Annotated in this window: 16 protein-coding genes; 7 read left to right on the forward strand and 9 right to left on the reverse strand. The window is 60.0% G+C overall.

Going from position 1 to position 22,802, the window contains the following annotated elements; translation table 11 throughout:
• Nucleotides 1-369: 369 nt before the first annotated feature.
• Entirely contained in the window at nucleotides 370-837 is a 468-nt protein-coding gene (locus LAP85_26800) for a DUF1579 domain-containing protein (protein ID MBZ5500023.1), read from the forward strand.
• A gap of 158 nt (nucleotides 838-995) precedes the next feature.
• Here the strand turns inward: LAP85_26800 and LAP85_26805 are convergent, their stop codons facing one another.
• A complete protein-coding gene (locus LAP85_26805) occupies nucleotides 996-1,640 on the reverse strand; it encodes a hypothetical protein (GenBank protein ID MBZ5500024.1) in 645 nt (214 codons plus the stop codon).
• Between the two features lie 98 nt (nucleotides 1,641-1,738).
• Entirely contained in the window at nucleotides 1,739-2,362 is a 624-nt protein-coding gene (locus tag LAP85_26810; GenBank protein ID MBZ5500025.1) for a hypothetical protein, read from the reverse strand.
• A 141-nt stretch (nucleotides 2,363-2,503) separates the two neighbouring features.
• Between LAP85_26810 and LAP85_26815 the strand changes: the two genes are divergently transcribed.
• Nucleotides 2,504-2,737: a hypothetical protein gene (locus LAP85_26815; protein MBZ5500026.1), complete on the forward strand. Its 234-nt coding sequence runs from the start codon at nucleotides 2,504-2,506 to the stop codon at nucleotides 2,735-2,737.
• 86 nt (nucleotides 2,738-2,823) lie between these two features.
• Here LAP85_26815 and LAP85_26820 read toward each other — a convergent pair whose 3' ends face one another.
• Complete coding sequence (locus tag LAP85_26820) at nucleotides 2,824-3,255, reverse strand: OsmC family protein (GenBank protein MBZ5500027.1); 432 nt, start codon at nucleotides 3,253-3,255, stop codon at nucleotides 2,824-2,826.
• Nucleotides 3,256-3,884: 629 nt separating this feature from the next.
• On the opposite strand from LAP85_26820, the gene LAP85_26825 reads away from it, so the two are divergent.
• On the forward strand, nucleotides 3,885-6,488 hold the full coding sequence (locus tag LAP85_26825) for a zinc-dependent metalloprotease (GenBank protein ID MBZ5500028.1): 2,604 nt from the start codon (nucleotides 3,885-3,887) through the stop codon (nucleotides 6,486-6,488).
• Nucleotides 6,489-6,694: 206 nt separating this feature from the next.
• On the opposite strand, the gene LAP85_26830 is transcribed toward LAP85_26825, so the two are convergent.
• Both LAP85_26830 and LAP85_26835 read right to left on the reverse strand, forming a co-directional pair.
• Nucleotides 6,695-9,160, reverse strand: coding sequence for an ABC transporter permease (locus LAP85_26830; GenBank protein ID MBZ5500029.1), 2,466 nt, complete (start codon nucleotides 9,158-9,160; stop codon nucleotides 6,695-6,697).
• Nucleotides 9,161-9,466: 306 nt separating this feature from the next.
• Nucleotides 9,467-12,637: a sialidase gene (locus tag LAP85_26835; protein MBZ5500030.1), complete on the reverse strand. Its 3,171-nt coding sequence runs from the start codon at nucleotides 12,635-12,637 to the stop codon at nucleotides 9,467-9,469.
• A gap of 972 nt (nucleotides 12,638-13,609) precedes the next feature.
• On the opposite strand from LAP85_26835, the gene LAP85_26840 reads away from it, so the two are divergent.
• Nucleotides 13,610-14,023 carry a hypothetical protein gene (locus LAP85_26840; GenBank protein MBZ5500031.1) on the forward strand — a complete coding sequence of 138 codons (414 nt, stop codon included), beginning with the start codon at nucleotides 13,610-13,612 and terminating at the stop codon, nucleotides 14,021-14,023.
• On the opposite strand, the gene LAP85_26845 is transcribed toward LAP85_26840, so the two are convergent.
• Nucleotides 14,020-15,054: a Gfo/Idh/MocA family oxidoreductase gene (locus tag LAP85_26845; GenBank protein ID MBZ5500032.1), complete on the reverse strand. Its 1,035-nt coding sequence runs from the start codon at nucleotides 15,052-15,054 to the stop codon at nucleotides 14,020-14,022. The genes LAP85_26840 and LAP85_26845 overlap by 4 nt on opposite strands.
• A gap of 210 nt (nucleotides 15,055-15,264) precedes the next feature.
• Between LAP85_26845 and LAP85_26850 the strand changes: the two genes are divergently transcribed.
• Complete coding sequence (locus LAP85_26850) at nucleotides 15,265-16,542, forward strand: M20/M25/M40 family metallo-hydrolase (GenBank protein MBZ5500033.1); 1,278 nt, start codon at nucleotides 15,265-15,267, stop codon at nucleotides 16,540-16,542.
• Nucleotides 16,543-16,545: 3 nt separating this feature from the next.
• Nucleotides 16,546-18,132 (forward strand): Ig-like domain-containing protein, encoded by a 1,587-nt coding sequence (locus LAP85_26855; GenBank protein ID MBZ5500034.1) that lies wholly within the window; start codon nucleotides 16,546-16,548, stop codon nucleotides 18,130-18,132.
• Nucleotides 18,133-18,149: 17 nt separating this feature from the next.
• Here the strand turns inward: LAP85_26855 and LAP85_26860 are convergent, their stop codons facing one another.
• The 3 genes from LAP85_26860 to LAP85_26870 all read right to left on the reverse strand — a co-directional run bounded on the left by LAP85_26860 (nucleotide 18,150) and on the right by LAP85_26870 (nucleotide 22,076).
• The gene (locus LAP85_26860; protein MBZ5500035.1) at nucleotides 18,150-19,445 is read right to left on the reverse strand and encodes an esterase; all 1,296 of its coding nucleotides are present in this window, start codon (nucleotides 19,443-19,445) and stop codon (nucleotides 18,150-18,152) included.
• An 80-nt stretch (nucleotides 19,446-19,525) separates the two neighbouring features.
• On the reverse strand, nucleotides 19,526-21,058 hold the full coding sequence (locus tag LAP85_26865) for a VWA domain-containing protein (GenBank protein MBZ5500036.1): 1,533 nt from the start codon (nucleotides 21,056-21,058) through the stop codon (nucleotides 19,526-19,528).
• Nucleotides 21,059-21,536: 478 nt separating this feature from the next.
• On the reverse strand, nucleotides 21,537-22,076 hold the full coding sequence (locus LAP85_26870) for a hypothetical protein (protein ID MBZ5500037.1): 540 nt from the start codon (nucleotides 22,074-22,076) through the stop codon (nucleotides 21,537-21,539).
• Nucleotides 22,077-22,423: 347 nt separating this feature from the next.
• Here LAP85_26870 and LAP85_26875 point away from each other — a divergent pair, with 347 nt between their 5' ends.
• Nucleotides 22,424-22,762 (forward strand): four helix bundle protein, encoded by a 339-nt coding sequence (locus LAP85_26875; GenBank protein MBZ5500038.1) that lies wholly within the window; start codon nucleotides 22,424-22,426, stop codon nucleotides 22,760-22,762.
• Nucleotides 22,763-22,802 lie beyond the last annotated feature (40 nt).

A 22,802-nucleotide genomic window follows, 5' to 3' on the forward strand; every position in this document is an offset into this window, starting at 1 on the left:
GTGTCGAGTCGATCGCGGCGTAATCCGCGCGGCATCAAGCGAAAGATGAGTAATTACAAACTCAGGCCACGGAAGCGGTCTGGCACGGAAAGGCTGAGGATCGAGGATCATATCCAAATCATTAAGTGAACAGTATTGGCCCTAGCCCGAATTATTCATGTGAAGAATCCCCGGGCTTATACCCATACCTTGACATGGTTCTATTGCTCTTCTACCCTTCAGCTAAAGCGCCGCTTTCCCTGCGGCTTTTTCGGGTACGGATGAATCCATGCGACGCAAGCGTCTCACCTTCCGCAAGTGTCACGAAACCCTCAGGCAAGGAAATCATGCGCGTGAAAGCGGCAACATAACCGATCGGAGGATCAATCTATGGAAATGCCCAAAATTCACCCCGAACACAAAAAACTGGAAGTCCTGGTAGGAAAATGGGCGGGCACGGAAACCCTTTCCCCGTCGCCATGGGATCCCAAGGGCGGTACCGCAACGGCGCGCATGGATTCGCATGTCGACCTTGATGGTTTCTTCCTGATTACCGACTACGTGGAAGAGCGACAGGGAACCGTTTGCTACCGTGGACACGGCGTTTTCGGTTGGGATGCCCATACCAAGCACTACACTATGCATTGGTTTGACACGATGGGGCCCGCCTCGGTCACGCCGGCAACCGGGCAGTGGGAGGGTCCCTCGCTCGTGTTCGCCCAGCAGACCCCAATGGGGCACAACCGCTTCAGCTATATAATCGAGCAGCCGAAACACTTCACTATGCGCATCGAGCATTCCAAAGATGGAAAGGATTGGACGGTTTTCATGGAAGGGAAATATAAGCGCATCGATTGAACCGGCACCAATATAGTTGGATTCAGAACAACCGCTTGGCGCGCCGAGTCGACTGCATCCTCGATACACCCGACTTGGGAGTAGCCGACTTCAGGGCCGGTGCGGGCGATAAAATAACGCGGATAGGTGGCGTTTTAGAGCTCCGGAATATCGAGCTGCTATCGTTTGCGGGCGCGCAACTGGACCCGGATGTCGTCGTTGCGCGGATTGACGATATGGATTGCCACGCGCCCGTCCGTCAGGGTTTGAACGGTTGCCGGAGTATCCATTTCAGTCAGATACCACCCGGGCGGGAGGACCACCATGTTGCGCGGCCGGCCGAACGCCCGGTCCCACACCAGTTCCTGGCCATCGAGGTATAGGCTCTTAGCATCGGTGTAGGTCTCTTTCAGGCGGATCCGGTTGGTTGTTCCTTTGGCGACTGGCTGCGACAGATGGGTAACGACCACCTCGGAATCGTTCTGCATCGGATCTTCCGGGGAGAGCCCGCGTTCTTTGACCTGTTTGCCACTCAGGATTTCGAATTTGAGTTTCTGCCCGCTGTCCAGATCGATGCTTTCCGGCTCGGACACGTGGGCACCTGCCCGCACAACGTTGAAGTAGTATGTCTCGCCGGCATCCCGTGCGGTATAGTCATGGGTAATCCGGAATGCGTGAGTTTCCGGTGCCTGCAACTCATACATGATTTCGCGGTCCTGATACGCCCGTTCGGAAACCCGCACCGGCGTCTGGCCGAGAAGAGCAGCAGTGAAGAATACCAGCACGAACACCCTCACGGTGAACCTCAGTATCCTATATTCCATTAGCGGCTCCAATCTCCTCAACTCAGCAATGATTCCAGGCCGTCGCACGTGGACCTGCACACCAGGCGACCCCATAGCCTTGGACAAATACAAAAATTCTATTTTTTCACAGGCAGCCTGCGCGCCTGGATCAAAACCTCCAACGGGCCTCCGCTGCCGGAGTTCATAAAGGCGAGCTTCAACCTTCCATCAGGCTCACGGATGACCTGCGCGGCTACCGAACAGGACACGATCTCGTACCCTTCAGGCAGGACCACGCTGTCGCGGGCAATGGAAAGCGATCTTTTGTAAACGATCCGGTCTCCTTCGCTGAAATAGCTCTGGCTGTCCTTGTAGGTCTTGATGATGATCAGCCGACATTCGCCCTCCCTGGGAACCGGATGGGCCAGGTGAACCTTGATGTATTGCGCCTCGACATCAAAGCTTGTGCCAGGAGAGTCTATCTTGGCCTGTTTTCCGCTGACCACTTCAAACTTGAGAGGCTTCCCGCTTGCCGCGTCGAGCACCGATTCGTCGGAAGCCTCGCTTCCCGGCCGGATAATATTGAAGTGGAAAAGGGCGCCGGGGGAGGTTTCGGTGACCTCATAATAAATCTTGAACTGATGCGTTTCGGGTGCGAGCAATTCGTAACGGGTGTACGTATCCGAAGTGACATACTGACCCATCACCAGGGCAGCAGGAAAAACCACAAACAGCGGGCAAAGATAAAAGGATCTCTTCAATTGGCCTCCTCGACAAACCATTTCTGCAACCTTGTTCCTTATATCACGGGCTCGAACTCAATGCTGGCAACTTAAGCATAAGATAATAGGAAATCGCGCTTTGGGGCTGTGCAAAGAATAGCATGGGAAGGGATCGAAAGTTTGCTGTACCCTTGCGACCCCGCCTTCCCTCAAACCTTCAGCGGACAGCACCACGGCTGGTTCCGCCTCAAGCAGTTCTGGAAGGCGGGCCAGGCAGGCGGCGAACTCGGGGGAGTCGGCCAGCTGGACGAATTGTTCATACATCCGGTCCGGCGGTGTCTTGTTCAGCGCCAGGGCAGCAAGCATGGCAGCGGCGGCATCGAGCGCCGCGGGACGGCCCTGGGTCAGCAATGAGCTGTCCCGGGCGAACTCCAGCAGTCTGGACCGAGGTCGGCGTGCCACTCCATGCTCGTCGGCGGCCTTCTTGAGCAGTGGGCATCTTACCCCTGAACCAGCTTTGCTTCGAGGCTGATCTCGCAGCCTGCAAGGGCTTTGGAAACCGGGCAGCCAAGCTTGGCCTTCTCCGCATAGTCCTTGAAAGCAGCGGCGTCAATTCCCGGCACGATGGCTTCGGTCCGGAGCTCGATCCTGGTAATGCCAAAGCCTTCGCCCACTTTTTCCAGGTGAACAGTGGCTGTGGTGCGGATGCTCTTGGGCTTGTACCCCGCCTTGCCCAGCCCCGCCGACAGTGCCATCGAGAAGCAGCCCGCATGCGCTGCGCCAATCAACTCTTCCGGATTGGTCCCTTTTTCTTCTTCGAATCGCGTGCGGAAAGAGTAATTTCCCTCGAAGGCGCCGCTTCCAAGCTTCATCCTGCCCTTCCCATCCATCAGGCCGCCTTCCCAGACAGCCTCGGCTTTGCGTGCCGGCATAGTAGTCCCCTTTCCTGATTGTTCCATCACCGACTCCCCCGCCCAATCGGGAGATCCGCTTCCAGACAACCGGTATTTAATCAGCAAAATCGGGAGTAAACAAGAACCAGCCGTTCTGCTGAGCATTGCAATCTTTTCGGCTCGTCCCGGAGTAATAGGGCTCGTCCGGATCCATTATGGGTCTCGGGATTGATCGCGCAGAGTTACACGACTTCTCAGTAGTTGTGGAGAAGTCGCAGCTGGCTCTGGCTTCCAAAGGGCCGCTGGTTTCGCCTATGCCCTGATTAGGGCGTGATGTCAACTTCTCCCCTGTCTGCAGCAGCCGCCCCAAGCACGGGCCGATGACGCGCGAAAAGTGATGAAAACGCACCCCTGCCGCTGTAACATGGGCCAACCACTGACAGATAGGTGGCCAACCGGGGCCACACAGATTGATTCATTGCCCAGCCCCGAATTGTGGGACAACACCGCAAGGCAAGCGGGTCCGGGCGCTGTGCAAGGATACGCGTGTCATTATGGGCGGGAGTCATCTCGACCACAGTCTGCAGCGACCGGTCCGTCTCGCCGGACGGTCCCCGGGGATGGCCGCTGCGGTAATGCGTCTTTAGCAGGCTTCGAAAGGAGAGGACATGAGATTTCTTATTGCCGTGCCGTTGATAACCGCGCTGGCGCTGGCCCAGGTGCCCACGCCGCCGCAAGATCCTCAGAATCCGCCGGAGGGCCAGGCTGGGGGCCGGGGCGCCCAGGCGCCGAGCGAACCCAGGCCCTACGACCGCGTGATCACGAAGGATGCGATCTCAAAGGCCGGGGTCTTCACCGTGCACCAGATCCGGGATACCTGGTACTACGAAATCCCGAAGAGCGAACTAAACAAGGAATTTCTGTGGGTCAGCCAGATCAAGAGCAACACCGACGGCGCTGGATATGGGGGCACGGCTTTGGGAAGCCGCGTCGTGCGCTGGCAGCGCATGAACAACCGCGTGTTCCTGCGCGAAGTCAAATATAACGTGGTCGCCGATCCGCAAGAGCCGATTTCGCTCGCCGTGAAGAACGCCAATAACGATGCCATCCTGCGCGCGTTCAACGTCGAATCCATCGGGAAAGAGGAGTCAGTGGTCATCAACGTGACGCCCCTTTTCGCCACCGACGTCCCCGAGTTCAGCGCGAGGCAGGCGGTGGGCGCGAATGCCTTCGATGCGTCGCGTTCCTACATCGAGCGCATCGCGACCTATCCGATGAACATCGAGGTAGACACGACGCACACGTACACTGCCGGCGCGGGTGGCGCCGGCGCGGGCGCCTCGACGCCGCCGGCGGGTCTGGGAGGCGGGCGGATGCGCGGGAACAGCGCAACCGTGGTGGTGCACCACAGCATGGTCAAGCTGCCGGAAAAACCGATGATGCCGCGCGTGTTCGACGATCGCGTCGGCTACTTCTCGGTGCGCCAGACCGATTATGGCCGCGACGAACAGCGCGCGCCGCAACGCACTTACATCACCCGGTACCGGCTCGAAAAGAAGGACCCGAATGCCGCGCTCTCGGAACCTGTGAAACCGATTGTCTATTGGGTCGATCCGGCGACTCCGGCCAAGTACCGGCCCTGGATACGGAAGGCGATCACCGACTGGCAACCTGCATTTGAGGCGGCCGGTTTCAAGAATGCCATCATAGCCCAGGACGGCCCGACCCCGGAACAGGATCCGAACTGGAATCCGGAGGATGCCCGCTACTCGGTCATCCGGTGGCTGCCTTCCACCACGGAAAATGCCATGGGGCCGCACATCAGCGACCCTCGCAGCGGCGAAATCATCGAGGCCGACATTTCCGTCTACCATAACGTGTTGAATCTTGCGCGCGCCTGGTACTTCGTGCAGGCAGGCCCCCTCGATAAGCGCGCGCAAAAGCTGCCTCTGCCCGATGAGCTCATGGGACGGCTGATCGAGTACGTGGTGGCGCACGAAATCGGCCACACGCTCGGCTTCCAGCACAATTTCAAAGCCAGTTCCTTGTATCCGATCGAAAAGATCCGCGACCGCGAATGGGTCCATAAAATGGGGCACTGCCCCTCGATCATGGACTATTCCCGCTTCAATTATGTCGCCCAGCCCGAGGATGGAATCGATGTGAATGATTTGATTCCCGGCATCGGCCCCTATGACATCTGGGCCACGATGTGGGGCTACAAACCGATTCCGAGCGCAAAAACTCCGGACGATGAAAAAGCGACTCTGAACCAGTGGGCGCTCGAACAGGAAAAGACACCGTGGCTCCGCTTCAACACGGCAGATGCTGCCGGCGCCGAGCCCGGTGAGGAGAGCGAAGCGGTGGGCGACGCGGACGCCGTGAAGGCGACGTCGCTGGGAATCAAGAACCTCCAGCGCGTCATGGAATACCTTGTGTCAGCGACCACTACCGAAAAAGGCGAATCCTACGACGATCTGGCCGAGTTCTACGGCCGCGTGCTGAGCCAGTGGAGCCTGGAGATGGGCCACGTCGCCAACATCGTGGGCGGAGTCGACGGCGTGCAGAAAAACATCGGGCAGGAGGGCGTGCGCTTCACCCCCATCCCTCGCGAACGCCAGGCAATCGCCGTCAAGTTCCTCAACGACAATGCCTTCGCCACGCCGATGTACTTCATCCGCCAGGATATCCTGCGCCGCATCGAGCCTGCCGGCGCGATCAACCGCATCGGGAGGGCGCAGAGGCAGCTGCTGAACACACTGCTGAACCCGACGCGGATCGGGCGGCTGGTGGAATATCAGGCGGTCGACATGAAGAATGCCTACGCGCCGGGCGATTTCCTTGCCGATCTGCGCAAGGGTGTCTGGAAGGAACTGGATGGGACGGGGCCGGTGAAGATCGACACGTTCCGCCGCAATCTACAGCGTGGCTATGTCGAATTGATCGACAGCCGCATCAACCAGGCCACGACTACACCCGTTCTGGGTGCTGCCGCTGGCGGACCCGCCGTCGCCACGGATGAAGTGCGGCCCTTGCTGCGCGGCGAGCTGAAGACCCTCAGCCAGGCGATAAGCACCGCCGTGAGCCGCAGCGCCGACCGTGAGACGCGCTTGCACCTGGGAGACCTCAAAGACCAGATTGCCAAGGCGCTCGACCCGAAGTTCGCGCCGCCGTCGGCTCCCAGCGGAGCGCCGGCCGGTGGGCGAGGCGGCTTCAGCGGGGACGATCGGCTGCAACCAGGATCCTGCTGGCCCGACTATATTATCAAGTGACGAATCAAGAGGAGCGGGGTTGCGGCCCCGCTCCTCTCTCGGGACAACGCCCAGCTTTTTAAGACTCGGATGGGTCATACCCAGCCGCTCCCGACGAAACGAAAACACAGATGTGTCCCTTATAGACCCACGTCCATTTTCGTGTCAGCACAAAAAGACAGCTGTATTTAAAAACGGACAGGCACGCCCTCAGGTGAATCCGGGGATTATTCGTTGCGCAGAGTGACGACCGGGTCGATCCGCGAGGCGCGGCGCGCAGGGAGGTAGCTCGCCAGCATCGCCACCGCTACCAGGATCAGCGTGGTTCCGGCGAGCGCCGGCAGATCACCGCTCCCGACACCGTACAGCAGGCTGGACAACACCCGGGCAGCCATGTAAGCTCCCGTCAGCCCCAGCATGCCGCCGGCCAGGACAATCAGACCGGCCTGCCCCAGGACCAGCTTCAGTACATCCTTGGATTGGGCTCCCATTGCCATGCGAATGCCGATTTCCTGCGTTCTCTGGGATACCGAGTAGGACATCACCCCGTGCAGGCCGATGGCGGCGAGCAGGAGCGCCAGGAAGCCGAAAACGGCAAGGAGCGTGGCACCCATGCGCGCGGGCCAAAGCACGGCCTGCATGACCTGTCCGATGGTGTTCACGTTGACCAGGGGCATGGACCGGTCGAGCGCCTGCATCTGGCCGCGCACCACGCCGATCACCTTGGACGGGTCGCCCTCCGTGCGGACGTGCAGCGTCGCTGCGGGCGTGTAATGCTGGAGCAGCGGGAAATACATGAACGACATCGGTTCTTCCCCGAGTGTGAAGTACTTGGCATCACGCGCGATTCCCACGACCTCGATCACCCAGGTTTCGCCGAAGCATCGGAAACGTTTACCCAGGGCGTCCTCGTTCGGCCACAATCGCCTGGCCATGGTTTCGTTGACGACGGCCACCATGGGCGTGTTCGCACGATCGCGCTCGTTGAAGGCACGGCCGCGCATGATCGGCATGTGGATTGCGTCGAAGTAGCTCGGCCCGACGCGCAGCAAGGCCGTCAGGCGCCCGTTGCGCCGGTCGTTCACATTCTGCCCCTCTGCAAACACGGTGCGCATGACGTCTCCGCCGAACAGAGGCGCGGAGGCGACGGCTGCGGCCTTCACCTGCGGTACCGCGGTCACGCGTTCGATCAGCTGCTGAAAGTATTCCCGGCCGCGGGCCTCGTCATATTTTTGCCCGGCGAGGTCAAACGAGATCATGAACAGATTCCTGCTCTCGAAGCCGGGATGGATTTGCTGGGCGTTCTGCAGGCTGCGCAGGAAGAGGCCCGCTCCTGCCAGTGCGATCAATGAAAGGGCAACCTGTACCACCACCAGCGCCTTGCGCAGGTTGAACCAGCCGCCTTTCTTCCTGGGCTGACCGGTTCGGTCTTTCAATGCCCAGCTCAGATCGACCCGGGTGGCGTGCAGGGCGGGCATGAGGCCGAACAGCAGGCCGGTCAGAAGGGTCACGGCGACCGTGAAGATCAGCACCCGGCTGTCGAGCCCGATCTGCAGGGCATTGTTGTCCAACAACGGCGGCCGCATCATCCACAGCAGGTCGCGGCCCCAGACTGCCAGCAGCAGGCCCAGCAGCCCGGCCAGGGAAGCCATAACGAAGCTTTCGGTCAGCAGCTGCCGCACCAGACGTGTCCTCCCGGCGCCCAGGGAAAGCCGGACGGCGATCTCACGCTGCCGCACCGAGGATCTGGCCAGGAGCAGATTGGCCACGTTGGCACATGCAATCAGCAGAACCAGGCCCACGGCTCCCATCATCATGCCGCTCGCGAGCAGCGCCTGCCCCCGCAGGTTAGGATCGATCAGCGCTTGCGGCAGCGGCATCAGTGCGACACTGCGTGCCTCGTTCTCCTTGGGATACGCCTGCTCGAGCTGCCGGGCGATGGTTTCCATCGCCGCCCGCGCCTGTGCCAGCGGGACTCCCGGCTTCAGCCGCCCGAAAACGTTGAACAGCAGGCCGCGGCGCTGATGGAACTGCTGCAGGGCAAAATCCGCCAGAACCAGCTCGTGCATCGCCATCGGCACGTACAAGTCCGGGCCCCCGATGGCGAAGGTGCCGCGGAAGCCCTCCGGTGCCACGCCGATCACGGTGAAGTTCTGCCGGTTGAGGACAATCACCTTGCCGATGAGGGCGCGGTCGCCGCCGAAGCGGCGCTGCCACAAAGGGTAGCCCAGAACGACCACGGGGAACTTGCCCTCGACGGCGTCCTCATCCGGCAGGAACGTCCTCCCCACAGCGGCCTTGACACCCAGCACATCGAAGTAGTTGCCGGTCACGACCGCGCCTACGACACGCTCCGGCTCACCGCCGCCACTTAGACTCATGGCAGGGAAAATCTGAGCGACCAATCCCGAAAAGATCCGGTTTTGATCCCGGTAGTCCTCATAGTTCGGGTAGGAGAGCTGCATGAAATTGGTGAACTGCCCCGCATTCCGGGCATCGGTGGTAAAAACCGACACCAGTCTATCGGGCTCCTGCACCGGCAGAGTGTAGAGAAAGATGGCGTTGAAGACGGAGAAAATGGTCGTGTTGGCACTGATGCCGAGCGCGAGCGACAGGACCGCCACGATGGTAAACAACGGATTCCTGACCAGCAGTCGGACGCCGTAACGAAGATCCTGCAGCAGGTTTTGCATGAAGCCTCCGTAACCGGCACGGGCCGTTGGGTAGGGCCGCAGCCGTCTCCCCGTAAGGAGAGACGGCTCAACTGCCGGAGAAGTTCCTTGTTTTTACCCTGTTTTGCAGACCTCGGGCAACCGGATTCAACGAATGAATGATGAGAAAGCACCTCTGGACGCAGAGGAACTCCGACGGATGCCGATGATTCGGCTTTTGTCGGCGTGCAGGAGCTTTCGCCGCCCTGTAGGGCCAGCGCTGCGCGCTGATCGTGCTTGCCGGATACGGGCTGTCGAGCACTCAGGTGCTCCTGGTTCAACAGCATACTACGGCGTCTTCGCGATGATGTTCGGAATGTTCTTTTTGCGCAACATTTCGTTGAAGCCGGACAGATCCCTGTTGATGAGGCCATCGAGTTCGCTCAAGGTGTTGCGCAACTGGTCTTCCAGCACCTTTTGCACATCAATCTGCTGGCTGGTCGGCTTGAAATCGGCGCTCGCGAGGCCGTTGGCCAGGTAGTTGATCTTCGAAACAAGCTTGGACCCGTAGCGGACGCCGTCCTGGCCCCCCGTGAGGCGTAGGTCGATCAAATTCATCTCGAGGTCGACGAGCTTCTGGTTCAGGTCGTCACCCGCCTTCTTGATCGCCGCATCGTTCATGAGCTTGGCAAGGCCGTCGATCTGGCTGCGCACGATCTCCAGCTTGTTGACCGCATCTGCCGCATTGTTGAGGTCGTTGCGCAGGTCGAAGAGCATGCGCATCTGCGCCTCGATGTCTGCCTCGGTGCCGCCCGAGTTCGGGTCCTTGCGCACCGTGAGCGGCTGTGTCAGCTCGCGCCCGCCGGCCGAGAGCTTCACGGTGTAGGCGCCCGGAGGCGCGAGGATGCTGAGCGCGCCTGCGCCGGGCGCCGGCCGCCACCCGTCCGGGCCGACACGCACCTGTGGTGCGTACATCGGGCTGGTACGAAGACGGATTCCCTTGGTGGGCTCGTAGCGCAGATCCCAGTAAATGCGATTGAGCCCCGCTGTGTTTGTGCCGGTCAGCTGGCGGACGACCTCGCCTTTCTGATTCGCGATCGTGACCGTGACGCCCTCCGACGCCGGACCTTTCAAATAGTAGTTGATCGACGCGCCGTAGCGCGGGTTCTCGCCGATGGTGGGATCGTCGTACGGCGTCGAGGGCGCCGTTATGTTCCGGAACCGGTATGCCGGCCGCGGCACGAACAAATGGACGTCCGAGGCGAGCACCTGCCCGGTGAGCTGTTGCAGCGGCGTGACATCGTCCAGAATCCAGAAGCCGCGCCCATAGGTCGCGATCACCAGATCGTTGAAATGCTCCTGTACCGTAATGCCGTACACCGGGGCATGCGGCAGGTCGTTCTGCAGCGGCTGCCAGTTTTCGCCGTCGTCAAACGACACGTAGATCGCGTTCTCCGTACCCAGGTAGAGCAGCCCGCGTCGCACGGCATCCTCGTAGATCCAGTGCGCGTAGCTGAGCATGCTCTTCGGAATGCCGTTTGTGATGGCCTTGAAGGTCTGGCCGTAGTCGGTCGTCTTATAGACGAACGGATCGCGGTTGTTCATCTGGTGGAAGTCGACGGTGAGATACGCCGTGGCCGCGTCGTAGCGGGACGGCGCGATGCAGCGGATCGAGCCCCACGGCGGCAGATTCGGCAGGTTTTTGGTGATGTTCGTCCAGGTCTTCCCCGCGTCGCGCGTCAGCTGCACGAGGCCATCGTTGGTGCCGATCCAGATGAGCCCGCGTTCCTTCGCCGACTCGGCAATCGCATAGACGACGCCGGCGTACTCGACGCCGATGTTGTCGGGCGTCAGGCCGCCCGAGCTTCCCATCCGGCTCCGGTCGTTGAGCGTGAGATCAGGACTGATGATCTGCCAGGTCTGGCCGCCGTCAGTCGTGCGGTGGACGTACTGGCTGCCGACGTAGAGCGTGTTATGGTCATGCGGCGAGATCTGGAATGGCGCGTCCCACACGAAACGGTACTTGACACCCTCGGCCGGCCCGTTCGACTGGTCGGGCCAGACCTCGACGTTGCGGAACATGCGCCGGTTCTCCTCGAAGCGCACGACGATGCCGCCGACCATGCCCGAGCCGGACGCGGTCGACCAGATGACATTCGAGTCGGTGGGATCGGGCGTCGCCCAGCCGCTCTCGCCGCCGCCCACGGAGTGCCACATGGCGCGCGGAATGCCCGCCCCCACGCGGCTGTTGCTCGGCCCGCGATACGACGGCTCGTCCTGTTTGTTGCCCAGGACGTTGTAGGGAATCTCGTTGTCGGTCGTGACGTGATACATCTGCGCATTGGTCAGCCGCTGCTTAAACCACGCGCGCCCGCGATTGATCGAGATCGACAAGCCCTGATCGTGGCCGACGATCATGCGGTTCGCGTTGGTCGGATCGATCCAGATGTCGTGATGGTCGCCGCCCGGCACCTCGCTGCCAGACAAAACCGTGAGCGTCTGGCCACCATCGATCGACCTGGCGTAGGACGCCGTCAAGTAGTAGGTCTCGTTCTCGTTGTCAGGAGCGACGGCTATACGCGAGTAATAGTGCGCGCGGCCCATGGCCGTGTGGTCGTAGCTCACCACTCTCCAGTTCGCGCCGCCATCGTCGCTGCGAAACACCTGGCCGCTGTCGGTCGGCTGCCCCTTCCACGGCACGCCGTCACCGGTCTCGATGAGGGCGTAGACGCGGTCCGGATTCGAGGCGGCGATGGCAACAACCACCTTGCCCACCGGCCTGGCAGGCAACCCGTGGCCGGTGAGTTTCTTCCACGTCACCCCGCCGTCTCGGGACGCGAACAGGCCGCCACCCGGCCCGCCGCTCTCGCGGCCCCAGGTGTGAATTTCGTGCTGCCACATGCCCGCAAAGAGCAGGCGTGGGTTCTTCGGATCCATGGCGATATCGGAACAGCCCGTGTTCGGGTCGACGAAGAGCACCTTGGTCCAGGTCTGACCGCCGTCGGTCGTGCGGAACACGCCACGATCCGGTTGCGGTCCATAGCCATGGCCCTGCGCACACGCCATGACCACGTTCGGATTCTGGGGATCGATGACGATGCGGGGGATGCGCCCGGTCTGCTCGAGGCCCATCAACGCCCACGTATTGCCGGCATCCATCGATTTATAGATACCCTGGCCGACGGAAATGTGGCTGCGGATGGAGGCTTCGCCGGTGCCGGCCCACACGACGTTGGGGTCGGATTTCGTCACCGCAAGGGCGCCGATCGACGAAACCGGCTGGTCGTCGAAGATGGGCCGCCAGTGAACGCCTCCGTCGAGGGTCTTGTAGATGCCGCCCGAGGCCGCGCCGGCGTAGTAGACATTGGGATCGCCCGGTACGCCGGCGACGGCACTGAACCGGTTACCTTCGGGTCCGATGAATCGCCAATGAAGCTGGCGATATACCTCGGCTCTCGGACCTGCGGCCTGCTGTGCGAAGCCCATCACCAGAAGCGCCGTGACCGAGACAAGTGCCATGCCCAGCACGCATTTCATTGCCCTCGACATGATGACCTCCACGTGGGATGAGGCCGGAGCAAAGCGGTGAGTCCGAACCAAACACAATCTTGGATCGAAGCTTGCCTCTGCCGCCCCCCGGCTTCCAGGTTGTCGTGATGTCAACTCTGCGGGTCGTTCTGGTATCGGCTTAGACCCCGCCACTGGGGATATTACACCCGTGCCTCAACGAGGGTATCCGAATTTGCACAACAGGGCTCGGAGACAGCCTGCGAACATTAGCACCGCTCCCAGCGTGTGGCCCACCGGCTGCATCCAGGCGGCATACCCGGTGAGAAACTCCTCCGGTATATCGGCGATCATCGCGCGCAGCCTTCAGTGCGTCCGCGCTGCGTCCCTGCATCATGGCAGCGTAGGCAAAGAAGTGTTGATTGTGCGCCACATACATTGCGTAAAAGCCGGGTTTCGATTGTTCTTAAGCGTCAGGCCGCGATCGAACGCATGTTGCGCCGCCGGCACGGATGCAGTGATCTTATATGTGTGAGAGCCGAGCGGCACTTCGGCCGGCGCCGGCTCAGCTGTCTCGTTTTGATTTTGCCCGCACGCAAAAACCAGCATGGCAACGGCCGTGGATGCGCACACGGAACCAATTCTGATAGTACAAGGGATTGATCGGAATATGTCCCCCACCCCTATTCAGTTAGTTGGTGGTGTGGAACAAGAGGCTAATCAAGCGCAGGACCCACGAAGCGGACGAAAGGCAGGAAACCTGAATCGTGTTTTCCATTCGTTTCGTGGTTCCAGTTTTGAGTGATTTCCGGCCGAAGCGATGCTATGCTTCTAGAATCAGGCAAAGACGACCCGCTTTCTATTTCCCGTATAGAGTCCGTCCTGGGATGATTTGGAACTGGGAGTCCGGGATGCCTTAGCCGCAACCGATCTGCCTTTGTGCACTTGCGGCGGCTTTTTAGGGCAATCATGAGGAGGCGCTTTATGGAAAGTGCAACCTATGAGTTTTCAGCAGAACAAAATGAAGTGATTCAGAACCTTTCAAAAAAGATGAAGTTCATCGGCATAGTTCTTGTTGTCATAGCAGCGATCTATTTCGCTGCCGGTCTGTTCCCCTTCACGCGGACTGCGTTGCCTGGATGGTATGGCATAGGCAGCATTTGCGCGCATTCAATCGCGGGAGCGCTCTATCTCGCTTTGGGGATTTTTACCATCAAGGCGGCAAACTCCTTCCGCCTCATCGTGCAGACCCAGGGGAACGACATCAAAAACCTGATGGATGCACTTGCATTTCTGCTTAAGAATTACCGGATCCAGTACTGGGTGATTATCGGTGCGCTGATTCTGCTCGTGGCCGCCCTTGGCCTGGTGATCATTATGTACACCTCCCAAGCCTAATATTCCAGACCGGCGCAGCGGCGCAGTTTGTCGAGCACGGCCATATTGCCCAGCGAGTCGGCTTCGGACACTACGGCCGCTGCCCCTTCAAAGACGACTGCAGCCAGGTTGTCGGCCTCCAGCGCGAGCGGTGGCCCGGAAGAATCCACCGTGATCACCTGCTGGGGACTGGATCCCGGCACCGGGGCGGATTCCAGTTTGTTCCCCACATCCATCATGGCAGGCACGGAACTCGACCGCACGAAAACCGCTTCCTTGAGCGGCGGCTTCCACGGAATCGGCACCTCGATGTAACCAAGGGAGCCGCAGATCGATGCGGCGTTGTCCGCGTGCACCGTCAATCCGCAGGTGAAGGTGGCAACCATCCCGTCGGCGAAACGGAGGGCACCCGCCGTTATCTCGTCGATCCCCGCCTGGGACAGTTTCGCGCTCGCCGTTACAGACACCGGCTCGGCGCCGGCGATCAAGCGCGAGAGATTGATGCAGTAGCAGCCCACGTCCATCAACGCACCCCCCGCCATGGCGGGGTCGAAGCGGATGTTTCCCTCCCGGTGGCGGGCACAGAAACAAAAGCTCGAACGGACCAGGAGCGGCCGGCCGATCGTGCCGCCTCGCACCTGCTGGAGCCACGCAGCGGTCAACGGGTGTGCCCGGTACATGAAGGCTTCGATCAGCACCCGCCCGGTCCTTCGCGCCACGTCAAACATCTCCGCGGCCTCCTCGCGATTTGCGGCGATAGGCTTCTCGCACAGCACGTGTTTGCCTGCCCGCAAGGCCCTGATGGTCCACTCGTGGTGCATCGAGTTGGGCAGCGGAATGTAGACGGCATCGATGCCGAGATCGGCCAGCACGGCCTCGTACGAGCCACAGGCCCGGGGCACATGGTTCGCCACGGCAAAGGCGCTCGCCGAGGATGACGCCCGCGAGCCCACTGCCGCCAGCTCGCCGCGCCGAGAATGCGCCATTGCCAGCGCAAACTGCCGTGCGATGTTGCCCGTGCCGAGGATGCCCCAGCGCAGTCTCGCCCTCATGGTAAACTCCCGGGAATGGCCGTCGGCCCATTATACGCCCTTGTTCCCCATTCCCATCGGCGCGGGCAAAACAGGTACCTGTAGCACGGCCGCCCTTACTGCCCTCACGGGATTCGGTCCGCAAATCCGGCTGGACATGCTTGTGTTATGCCTATCAACCGGCGGCATGATAAGGTTGTCGGCAGGACAAAGCTTTGACAGGAGGCACTCATGCGTCGGCAGGCATTGACCCTGATTTCCCTTTTGTTTCTGGCAAACCTCTTCCCAGCCATGGCTCAGCAGTCGTGGTTTTCTGAGGCCCTGGTCCAGAGACGGGAGACACAGCAAGCGTTCCTGTACATCGATCAAAATCAGAACAAGCAAGTCGAGGAATGGATCAAGATCACCGAAATCCCCGCTCCCTCCGGCCACGAACTCCAACGGGCACTGTATATTGAATCGGAGATGAAGAAAGCCGGCCTGGATGAAGTCTACCGCGACGCGGCCGGCAATGTGGTGGGGCGGCTGAAGGGGACCAATGCCGGACCCACGGTGGTCTTCGCAGCCCACATGGACACGGTCCATCCGATCGATACTCCGCTCAAGGTCCGCCGCGAGGGAGACACGCTTTTGGCTCCCGGAGTCTTCGACAACAGCGCCAGCTGCAGCGACATGCTGCAGGCAATTCGGGCCATCAAGTATGCGCAGGCGCGCTTCAAGGGCACCCTGGTTTTTGTCGCAACCGTGCAGGAAGAAGTGGGGCTGAAGGGAATGCGTGCTTTTCTCAACGAAAATCGTGGCAAGGTCGACCTGCTGGTAGCGGTCGACGGTGGCCTGGGGACCATTTCCTACGGTGCATTGGGAATTCACTGGATCAAGTTCTTCTACACCGGTGAAGGGGCGCATACCAACACCAGCCGGGGCAAGCCCAACCCGAATCGCGCCGTCGCCCGGGCCATACTTGCCATTTCTCAAATCTCACTTCCGGAGCCCGATTCGGAATCGACCGCCGTGATCAACATCGGCATCATCGGAGGAGGGAAGGTGATCAATGCCATTTCTCAGGAATCTTTCTTCACCGTAGATCTGCGCTCGACTGACCCTGTCCTGCTCGGGGACTTGGACGCAAGAGTCACGCAGCTGGCACAACAGGCAGCTGGGGAGGAGAAGGTGGGATTTCGCAAGGAGGTGCTCTCGGAAAATCCTGCCGGGGGAACCGCGTCGCAACTCAGGGATCGGCGCAATCATCCGATCGTGCAGACCGGCATCGATGTCGTGAGCTATTTGCTAAAGAAGGACTATCCAAGCGTCAAGGCGAGTGCGGTCGCATCCGGGTCGACGGACGGAAACATCGGAGTGGAAATGGGGATCCCGACCATTGCCGTCGGCCGGACTTTCGGCAAGGACCAACACACCCTGCAGGAATCGGCCGAGATCAAGCCGCTCTTCATTGGAACCAAACAGCTCCTGCTGCTGGCCTTCGCTCTGGGCCAGTTGAAAGAGGACTGAACCATGGGTGTGAAATCCAAACTCCTGTGGCCGGTCGCTGCGGTTTGCGCATCCCGGTCCCGGGCCTCAGCCGCCGTCATTCTGATTTGGACGATGCTCTGGGCCGGACTCGGCAGCCCTGCGAATACCGCGCCGGCGCCCAAAGCAGCTCCAGGCGTGCAGCGTTCCCTGAACGTTAAAAACCTGTTTCCGGCGGCCAGCGCCGACCACGTTTGCCCCGACACGCCGCTGCGCATCACTTTCGCCTCCCCGCCTGCGCTCGGAGAAAGCGGGAAGATCCAGGTGTTTGACACTGATGAGAACAGGCTGGTTGACTCGATCGACATCAGTTCGCGCACGGCCACGCAAGCCATTGGCGGGCTGGAAAACTTCAAGTACTATCCCGTGATCGTTTCAGGCAACGAAGCCTCGATTCACCTCAAGAATGGCTCCCTTGCATACAACAAAACCTACTACATCACCATCGACGCGGGCGTGTTTAGAGGCGGCGCGGATGTCTCTGCCGGCATTGACCGGCCGACAGTGTGGCGTTTCACAACCAAAGCAACCGCCCCCTCCGCCGGTGCCGCCAGGCTGACTGTCGCCGCAGACGGCACCGGCGATTTCTGCACCGTACAGGGTGCGCTCGACTTCGTCCCTGAAGGTAACACCACACCGACCACGGTCTTGATCCGCAGGGGCACCTACATCGAAACCATTTTCTTCACCGACAAGCATGCCATTACGCTGCTCGGCGAGGATCGTAAACAATGCGTCGTCACCTACGCGAACAACGCCAATTTCAACAATGGTGGCGGAAACCCGTTCGCAGGCAGCAATCCCAATCCCAGCGCCGAGCCGCGTGTCGGCGGCAGCATTTACCGCCGCGGCGTCTTCCTGGCCCATCGAGTGAACGATCTCGTCATCGCCAATCTAACCTTCCGCAACACCACGCCGCAGGGCGGGTCGCAAGCGGAGGCCATCATCCTCAACGGCTCTCCCGGCGCCCGCGCGATCCTCAGAGACGTGGATCTCTACAGCTACCAGGATACGCTTCAGATCAACGGTCAGGCTTACCTCAGCAACTGCTACATCGAAGGCGATGTGGACTTCATGTGGGGCACGGGCCCGTGCTTTTTTGAAAACTGCGTATGCCGCTCGCTCCGCTCCGGCGCATGCTACACGCAAATCCGCAATCCGGGCACGAATCACGGCTATGTATTCCTGCGCTGCGTGTTTGACGGCCTGCCGGGCATCAAGGACAACTATCTGTCGCGGATCGATCCGGTGCGCTTCCCCTACAGCGAAATGGTTCTGCTTGAGTGTATCCTCGGAAATGCAGTCGGTCCGGTCGCATGGCAGTTCCAGGGCGCGCCGGGTGCCCCTGCCGCTACTGCATCCAATGTGCATTTTTGGGAATTCAACAGCCATTCCGCCGACGGCAAACCGGTCGACGTGAGCCGGCGCCTCGCCGGCTCTCGGCAGTTGGCGCATCCCGGCGATACTGCCACTATCGCCAATTACAGCAACCCTGCCTTTGTGCTCGGCAATGACTGGAATCCGAAGCGCGCGAATCAGCCAATCGATCCCAGGGGCAGCCCGAAACGCTGAGATGAGTGCCGCCTCTCCTACCGGAACAGCTGCTGCGCGAACTCGTCCAGGTAGTTACGCCAGTTGATCCAGGTATGTGCGCCCGCGCTCTCCTTGAAGATCGGATTGAAACCATGCTTCTTGAGCAGATCCACCGTGCTCCTGGAGGTGGTGATCAATCGATCATCCACTCCTGTGCTGAACCAGATCACCTTCAGGCCCCTTTTCAGGTTGGGATTGTCAAGCACCGCCAGGTGCAGTTGTTCCCATCCACCGCCAGGGGGTGCTGCGGGAGGCGTCGCCCCTCGGGCCGCCCCAAGCCCTCCTCCCATGATTCCGGAACTGAAGACGCCAATGTATGCGAACTTGTCGAGATGCTTGAACGAGATATTAAGCGTCTGGCTCCCGCCCATCGAAAGCCCCGCAATCGCACGGTGCGAGCGGTCGGCCAGGACGCGATAATTCTTCTCTACGAACGGCATGATGTCGCCCACGAAATCATCCAGGAACTCATCGCGCGGCGCGGCCTGCGGAGTGTTTCCGCCCGCTGGAGCGGGGGGCGCAGCCGGGGATCTGGACCCGAACGTCGAAGAGCTGGTATGCCCGGCGGGCATCACGACAACCATCGGCTTGACCTTTTTGGTCGCGATCAGGTTGTCCAGAATGAAACCGGCGCGGCCGACTGATGTCCAGGAATCGTCGCAGTCGCCGGCACCGTGGAGCAGGTAAAACACCGGGTATTTTCCTCGCCCCGCTTCGTACCCCGGCGGAGTGTAAATGTGCATGCGGCGTGTCCTCTGGAGCGCAGTCGAATAATAATGAACCGATGCCACGGCACCGTGCGGCACGTTCATCGTGTCCATGAAGTCTGAACCCGGCACGTAGACCAGGCTCCAGGTGTTGTTGTTGGATTCGCTGGTCGAAGGGTTGCGGGGATCAATCACCGATACGCCGTTCACCGAGAAGTTATAGCGGTACGCGCCCGGTTCGATCGGTCCGATGGTGATCTCCCAAACCCCGTTTCCCCCCTTCGTCATCAGCTGGCCGCCGGGCCCGCCCCCGGAAAGTCCGGGAATATCGCTGCCACGGAGCCCCACATTCTCCCCCTGCGGCGCGAGAATACGAAATACAATGCGCCGGTCCTGCAGGACTTCGGGCGAAACCACCATAGGGGCTTGCTGCGCTGCCCCACGCCCCGGTGCCGGCGTGGCCGCCCCCGATTGTGCGCGCGGCTGCGTTCCCCTCTCTTGAGCTGATCCGGCTGCGGCCGCCAGCGACGCGATCAGAATCGCGGCGGCCGTGATTCCATGGCACAGAAGATTACGAGTCGCCATAAGCACTCCTTCTCATCTACTCACCCCGCTTCCCTCGGATGAGGCATCCTGGATGATTGCCGGCTCGTCATCGGGCGCAGCTACTTGCTTTGCCTGGCTCCGATCCCGACATTCCGTCCTGTCCGGCCGTCCGGGGCGGCAATACGATATCCCGTTCGGGCACGAATTTTTGTGCCGGGCCTATCGACAGTTACGCGGATTTGTCGAAATGCGGAATCGAGGCTCTCGCCGGCAGGGTAGTAACAGATTGTGTATTGATGCTGCAATTCGTCGGCAATTCCTGCAAAGGCTTCCGCGAGGTTGGTAGTGGATGAGGCGATGAAGAGCCTGCCTCCGCTGTTTTCACTGAGCCTCTTCAGATATTGCGAGGCGAATGAGCCCGCCGTTGCATCGTATTGGACTGCGTAGACGAGCGCATCCGATTCTTCCACCTGCCTCTGATAATTGCCAAAACGGGCAAGCCAGCTCTGACTGTCGATCCCGTCCGTGAACAGCACGATCGCTTTTCGGCCCTGGATCCGGCTGAGGCATTCCGTCAGGACGAGGTCCAGCGCGTCGTACAGCCTGGTCCCTGCGCCCGTGTCCGTGCGCAGGATCGCGCGCCGCAGTGCCGCGCGATCGCCCGTAAAAACAGAGTCGAGGTAGATATAGGAATCAAACGAGACAACCATGACGCGGTCCTCCGGGCGCAGCGCTTCCACAAATGCCAGAGCCGCGTTCTGAATCTCAGTGTGCTTGAAAATCGTGCTGCCTGACGTGTCCAGCATCAGGACCACATTGAACTGCGTGATCTCAGGGATGACGCGATCGATCTTCTGTTCGATCCCGTTTTCGAATACGTGGAAGTCCTTCATGGACAAATCCGGAACGTGACCGCCGGCCGCATCGCTTACGATCGTCGGCACGGTGACCAGCGAAACACTGACTCTGATGACATTATCCGACTTCGTGGCGCCCGAGAAGTTTTGGGGTGAGATGGACGTTCCCTCCTCTCGGTTATTCAGGCTGGGCTTCGGTCGCGGCATTCCTTGACCGTCGACTGCCGACACCAGAATACGAGGGGCGCACAGTGGCGGAAAGGCTGGTTCCCGGTCTTTCCGGTCGATGAATTGCCCGACCAGTTGTTCGAGGGAGGCCGGTTCCGAAGCCGGCTGCCGGTCGATTCCCGGCGGGTCTGACTTCCATGCTTCGGATCCTTCCCATAGTCTGGCTTCGAGCAGCAATTCGCTGTCGGCAGGAGCTCGAGTGTAAACGCCGGCAGGGATTACGATCGCCATGACCAACGCCAGCATGGGACTCCCGGAGGACCTGTAGCGGCCAGGCTGGGCGCCCACGAAACCAGAAAACCGGTCTGCATAGATCCCCTCAGCCAGGAAAACCAGGTCGGCGTGCTCTGCTGAATCCACAAGCAGGTAATCGTTCCGGTTCGAAAATTCCTTCTCGATTCCTGTTTTCAGGTCCAGATCTATTTTCCCGGAAGGGCATGATCCCGGGGTGGTTCCGATTATGTTCCACCAACCGCCGCGCGAGCGGTCCAGGACAGGGCGATCCAACTGAATGAGATGTTGTGGGACTGCCAGGCGCGGACCGTCGGCATTCCGAATAATCTCCATACTCTGGGTGCGGCCCGGATATCTCCAGTCTTTTATGAGAGCTCCCGAAGGACACATGGTGAAGAGGCCGGAATCATGGACGGCAATGACGCAGATTCGGGGTGTGCCGGTTTTCGAGCTCGGAACAGCAGCGGAAAATGTGATCGATAATAAGAATAGGAGCCGCACAGATCTTTTCACGAGAAAACGCCGTGACATAGACGCTCAAATCTCCGATAGGGTGGCATTTGCCCGGAACCGGGTGATGGCGGCAATTGTTCCCGAATTCAGATCACTAACCTGAACTACTCATGAAGCAGAACCACACGCCTGTGAAAAGCAACAAAATTGGACGCAGATGAACGCAGGCAGGAGCTTTTGCCGCGCCGCAGGACGGCAAAAGCTCCTGCACGCCGACCAAAACCGAACGGCCTGCGTCTGTCAGCGTTTTTCCACGTCCGAAACTGCATTTTGGTCGCATATTCATGAATTATCCTGGCTAAATGCCTCCGAACAAATCGTTGGTGCCGGCACCGAAGTAGTTGATGACACTCACCGAGCGAACCACCTTCTGGGGCATATCGATGATGTCAAGCACGTGGCCGGGACATCCCAATCTGGCGCACACATGAATCTTGTTTTTGCCGCCCGGGAGCATGAGCAGCACGCTCTTCTCTGATCCGCAACCTTTCTGAATGCACGCATAGCGCTCGGTCATCACCGCGTCACAGTAAGGGCAATAGGCTTCGGCGAAAACCGGTTCCTTACCGGGGATCTTTGGAATGAAACTGAACAGTTTCGAATGACTGCCCCAGAAGGCGTCGACAAAGAGGAGACCCGGTTCATTATTGACGATGACCTTCAGTTTAATCGATGCCTCATCGTGAATCCGGACACTGTCGACAATCAGGTTATGGCCTTTGGGACAGAACAGAGACTCGACCAGAAGAAAATCATGCGCCTGCTTCGTAACTAACCGAAATCCTCTGGGGATCGCTCGGATGAATTCATCCGGGATTTTCTTTGCTGTAAGCTTCATAAGCCTTCTCCATGAACAGCGTTCTTTCCCCTGGGCCACCAGCTAAGGGTATTTACAAAGATATACCAGTCTGCATTAGCGCCGGGGGACCTGACAACATGAGTTTCAGGTCGGAGGCGGGCTGCAACGGCCGGCCGACCTCCGCGTTGGGGTATCCGGTCAACTTGCCCTGCCGGCGCCAAGATTCCCCGCCGGCCACAGCTGGTGATTTTACACCGGAATGGCGGTGCCGGGGTGGATTTTGCGCGCACTCCGCTTGCCGCGCCCCATAGGCGTTAACTTAACTACCCGCCTCTGCGTGGACTTGGACCTCGACTTGGACCTGGACTTCGACTATCTTGTGGGGCGTGAACTTTCGCAAACTCGATGTTTATCAAGCCGCAGTCCGCTTCTTGCCACTTGCAGCCGGAATTGCCGACAGTCTGCCGCCACGATACGCGGCCATGCCCGACCAGCTTCGCCGTGCATCCCTTTCCATTCCGCTGAATATCGCCGAGGGATCAGGAAAGAGCACTGGCCCGGACCAGCGCCGCTTCTATGCCATGGCCCGGGGCAGTGCCATGGAATGTGCTGCAATCATCGATGCCTGCCGCGCTTTAGCGCTCATCGACCAGCCGCAAGGTCAGGAAGCGGACGAACTCCTTCTCTCCGCCGTTAGGATGCTCTCGAAAATGTGCCGAGCATGAGAACATCCGGGGCGAGGTCCAAGTCCACGTCCAAGTCTAG

The organism is Terriglobia bacterium (genome assembly GCA_020072565.1).
In the GTDB taxonomy this organism is placed as follows: Bacteria; Acidobacteriota; UBA6911; order UBA6911; family UBA6911; genus JAFNAG01.

Bases quoted from the DNA above. Each gene is read 5' to 3' on its own strand.
- LAP85_26800 (MBZ5500023.1), top strand. From the start codon at position 370: ATGGAAATGCCCAAAATTCACCCCGAACACAAAAAACTGGAAGTCCTG.
- LAP85_26805 (MBZ5500024.1), bottom strand. From the start codon at position 1,640: ATGGAATATAGGATACTGAGGTTCACCGTGAGGGTGTTCGTGCTGGTA.
- LAP85_26820 (MBZ5500027.1), bottom strand. From the start codon at position 3,255: ATGCCGGCACGCAAAGCCGAGGCTGTCTGGGAAGGCGGCCTGATGGAT.
- LAP85_26825 (MBZ5500028.1), top strand. From the start codon at position 3,885: ATGAGATTTCTTATTGCCGTGCCGTTGATAACCGCGCTGGCGCTGGCC.
- LAP85_26830 (MBZ5500029.1), bottom strand. From the start codon at position 9,160: ATGCAAAACCTGCTGCAGGATCTTCGTTACGGCGTCCGACTGCTGGTC.
- LAP85_26835 (MBZ5500030.1), bottom strand. From the start codon at position 12,637: ATGGCACTTGTCTCGGTCACGGCGCTTCTGGTGATGGGCTTCGCACAG.
- LAP85_26840 (MBZ5500031.1), top strand. From the start codon at position 13,610: ATGGAAAGTGCAACCTATGAGTTTTCAGCAGAACAAAATGAAGTGATT.
- LAP85_26845 (MBZ5500032.1), bottom strand. From the start codon at position 15,054: ATGAGGGCGAGACTGCGCTGGGGCATCCTCGGCACGGGCAACATCGCA.
- LAP85_26850 (MBZ5500033.1), top strand. From the start codon at position 15,265: ATGCGTCGGCAGGCATTGACCCTGATTTCCCTTTTGTTTCTGGCAAAC.
- LAP85_26855 (MBZ5500034.1), top strand. From the start codon at position 16,546: ATGGGTGTGAAATCCAAACTCCTGTGGCCGGTCGCTGCGGTTTGCGCA.
- LAP85_26860 (MBZ5500035.1), bottom strand. From the start codon at position 19,445: ATGGCGACTCGTAATCTTCTGTGCCATGGAATCACGGCCGCCGCGATT.
- LAP85_26865 (MBZ5500036.1), bottom strand. From the start codon at position 21,058: ATGGAGATTATTCGGAATGCCGACGGTCCGCGCCTGGCAGTCCCACAA.
- LAP85_26870 (MBZ5500037.1), bottom strand. From the start codon at position 22,076: ATGAAGCTTACAGCAAAGAAAATCCCGGATGAATTCATCCGAGCGATC.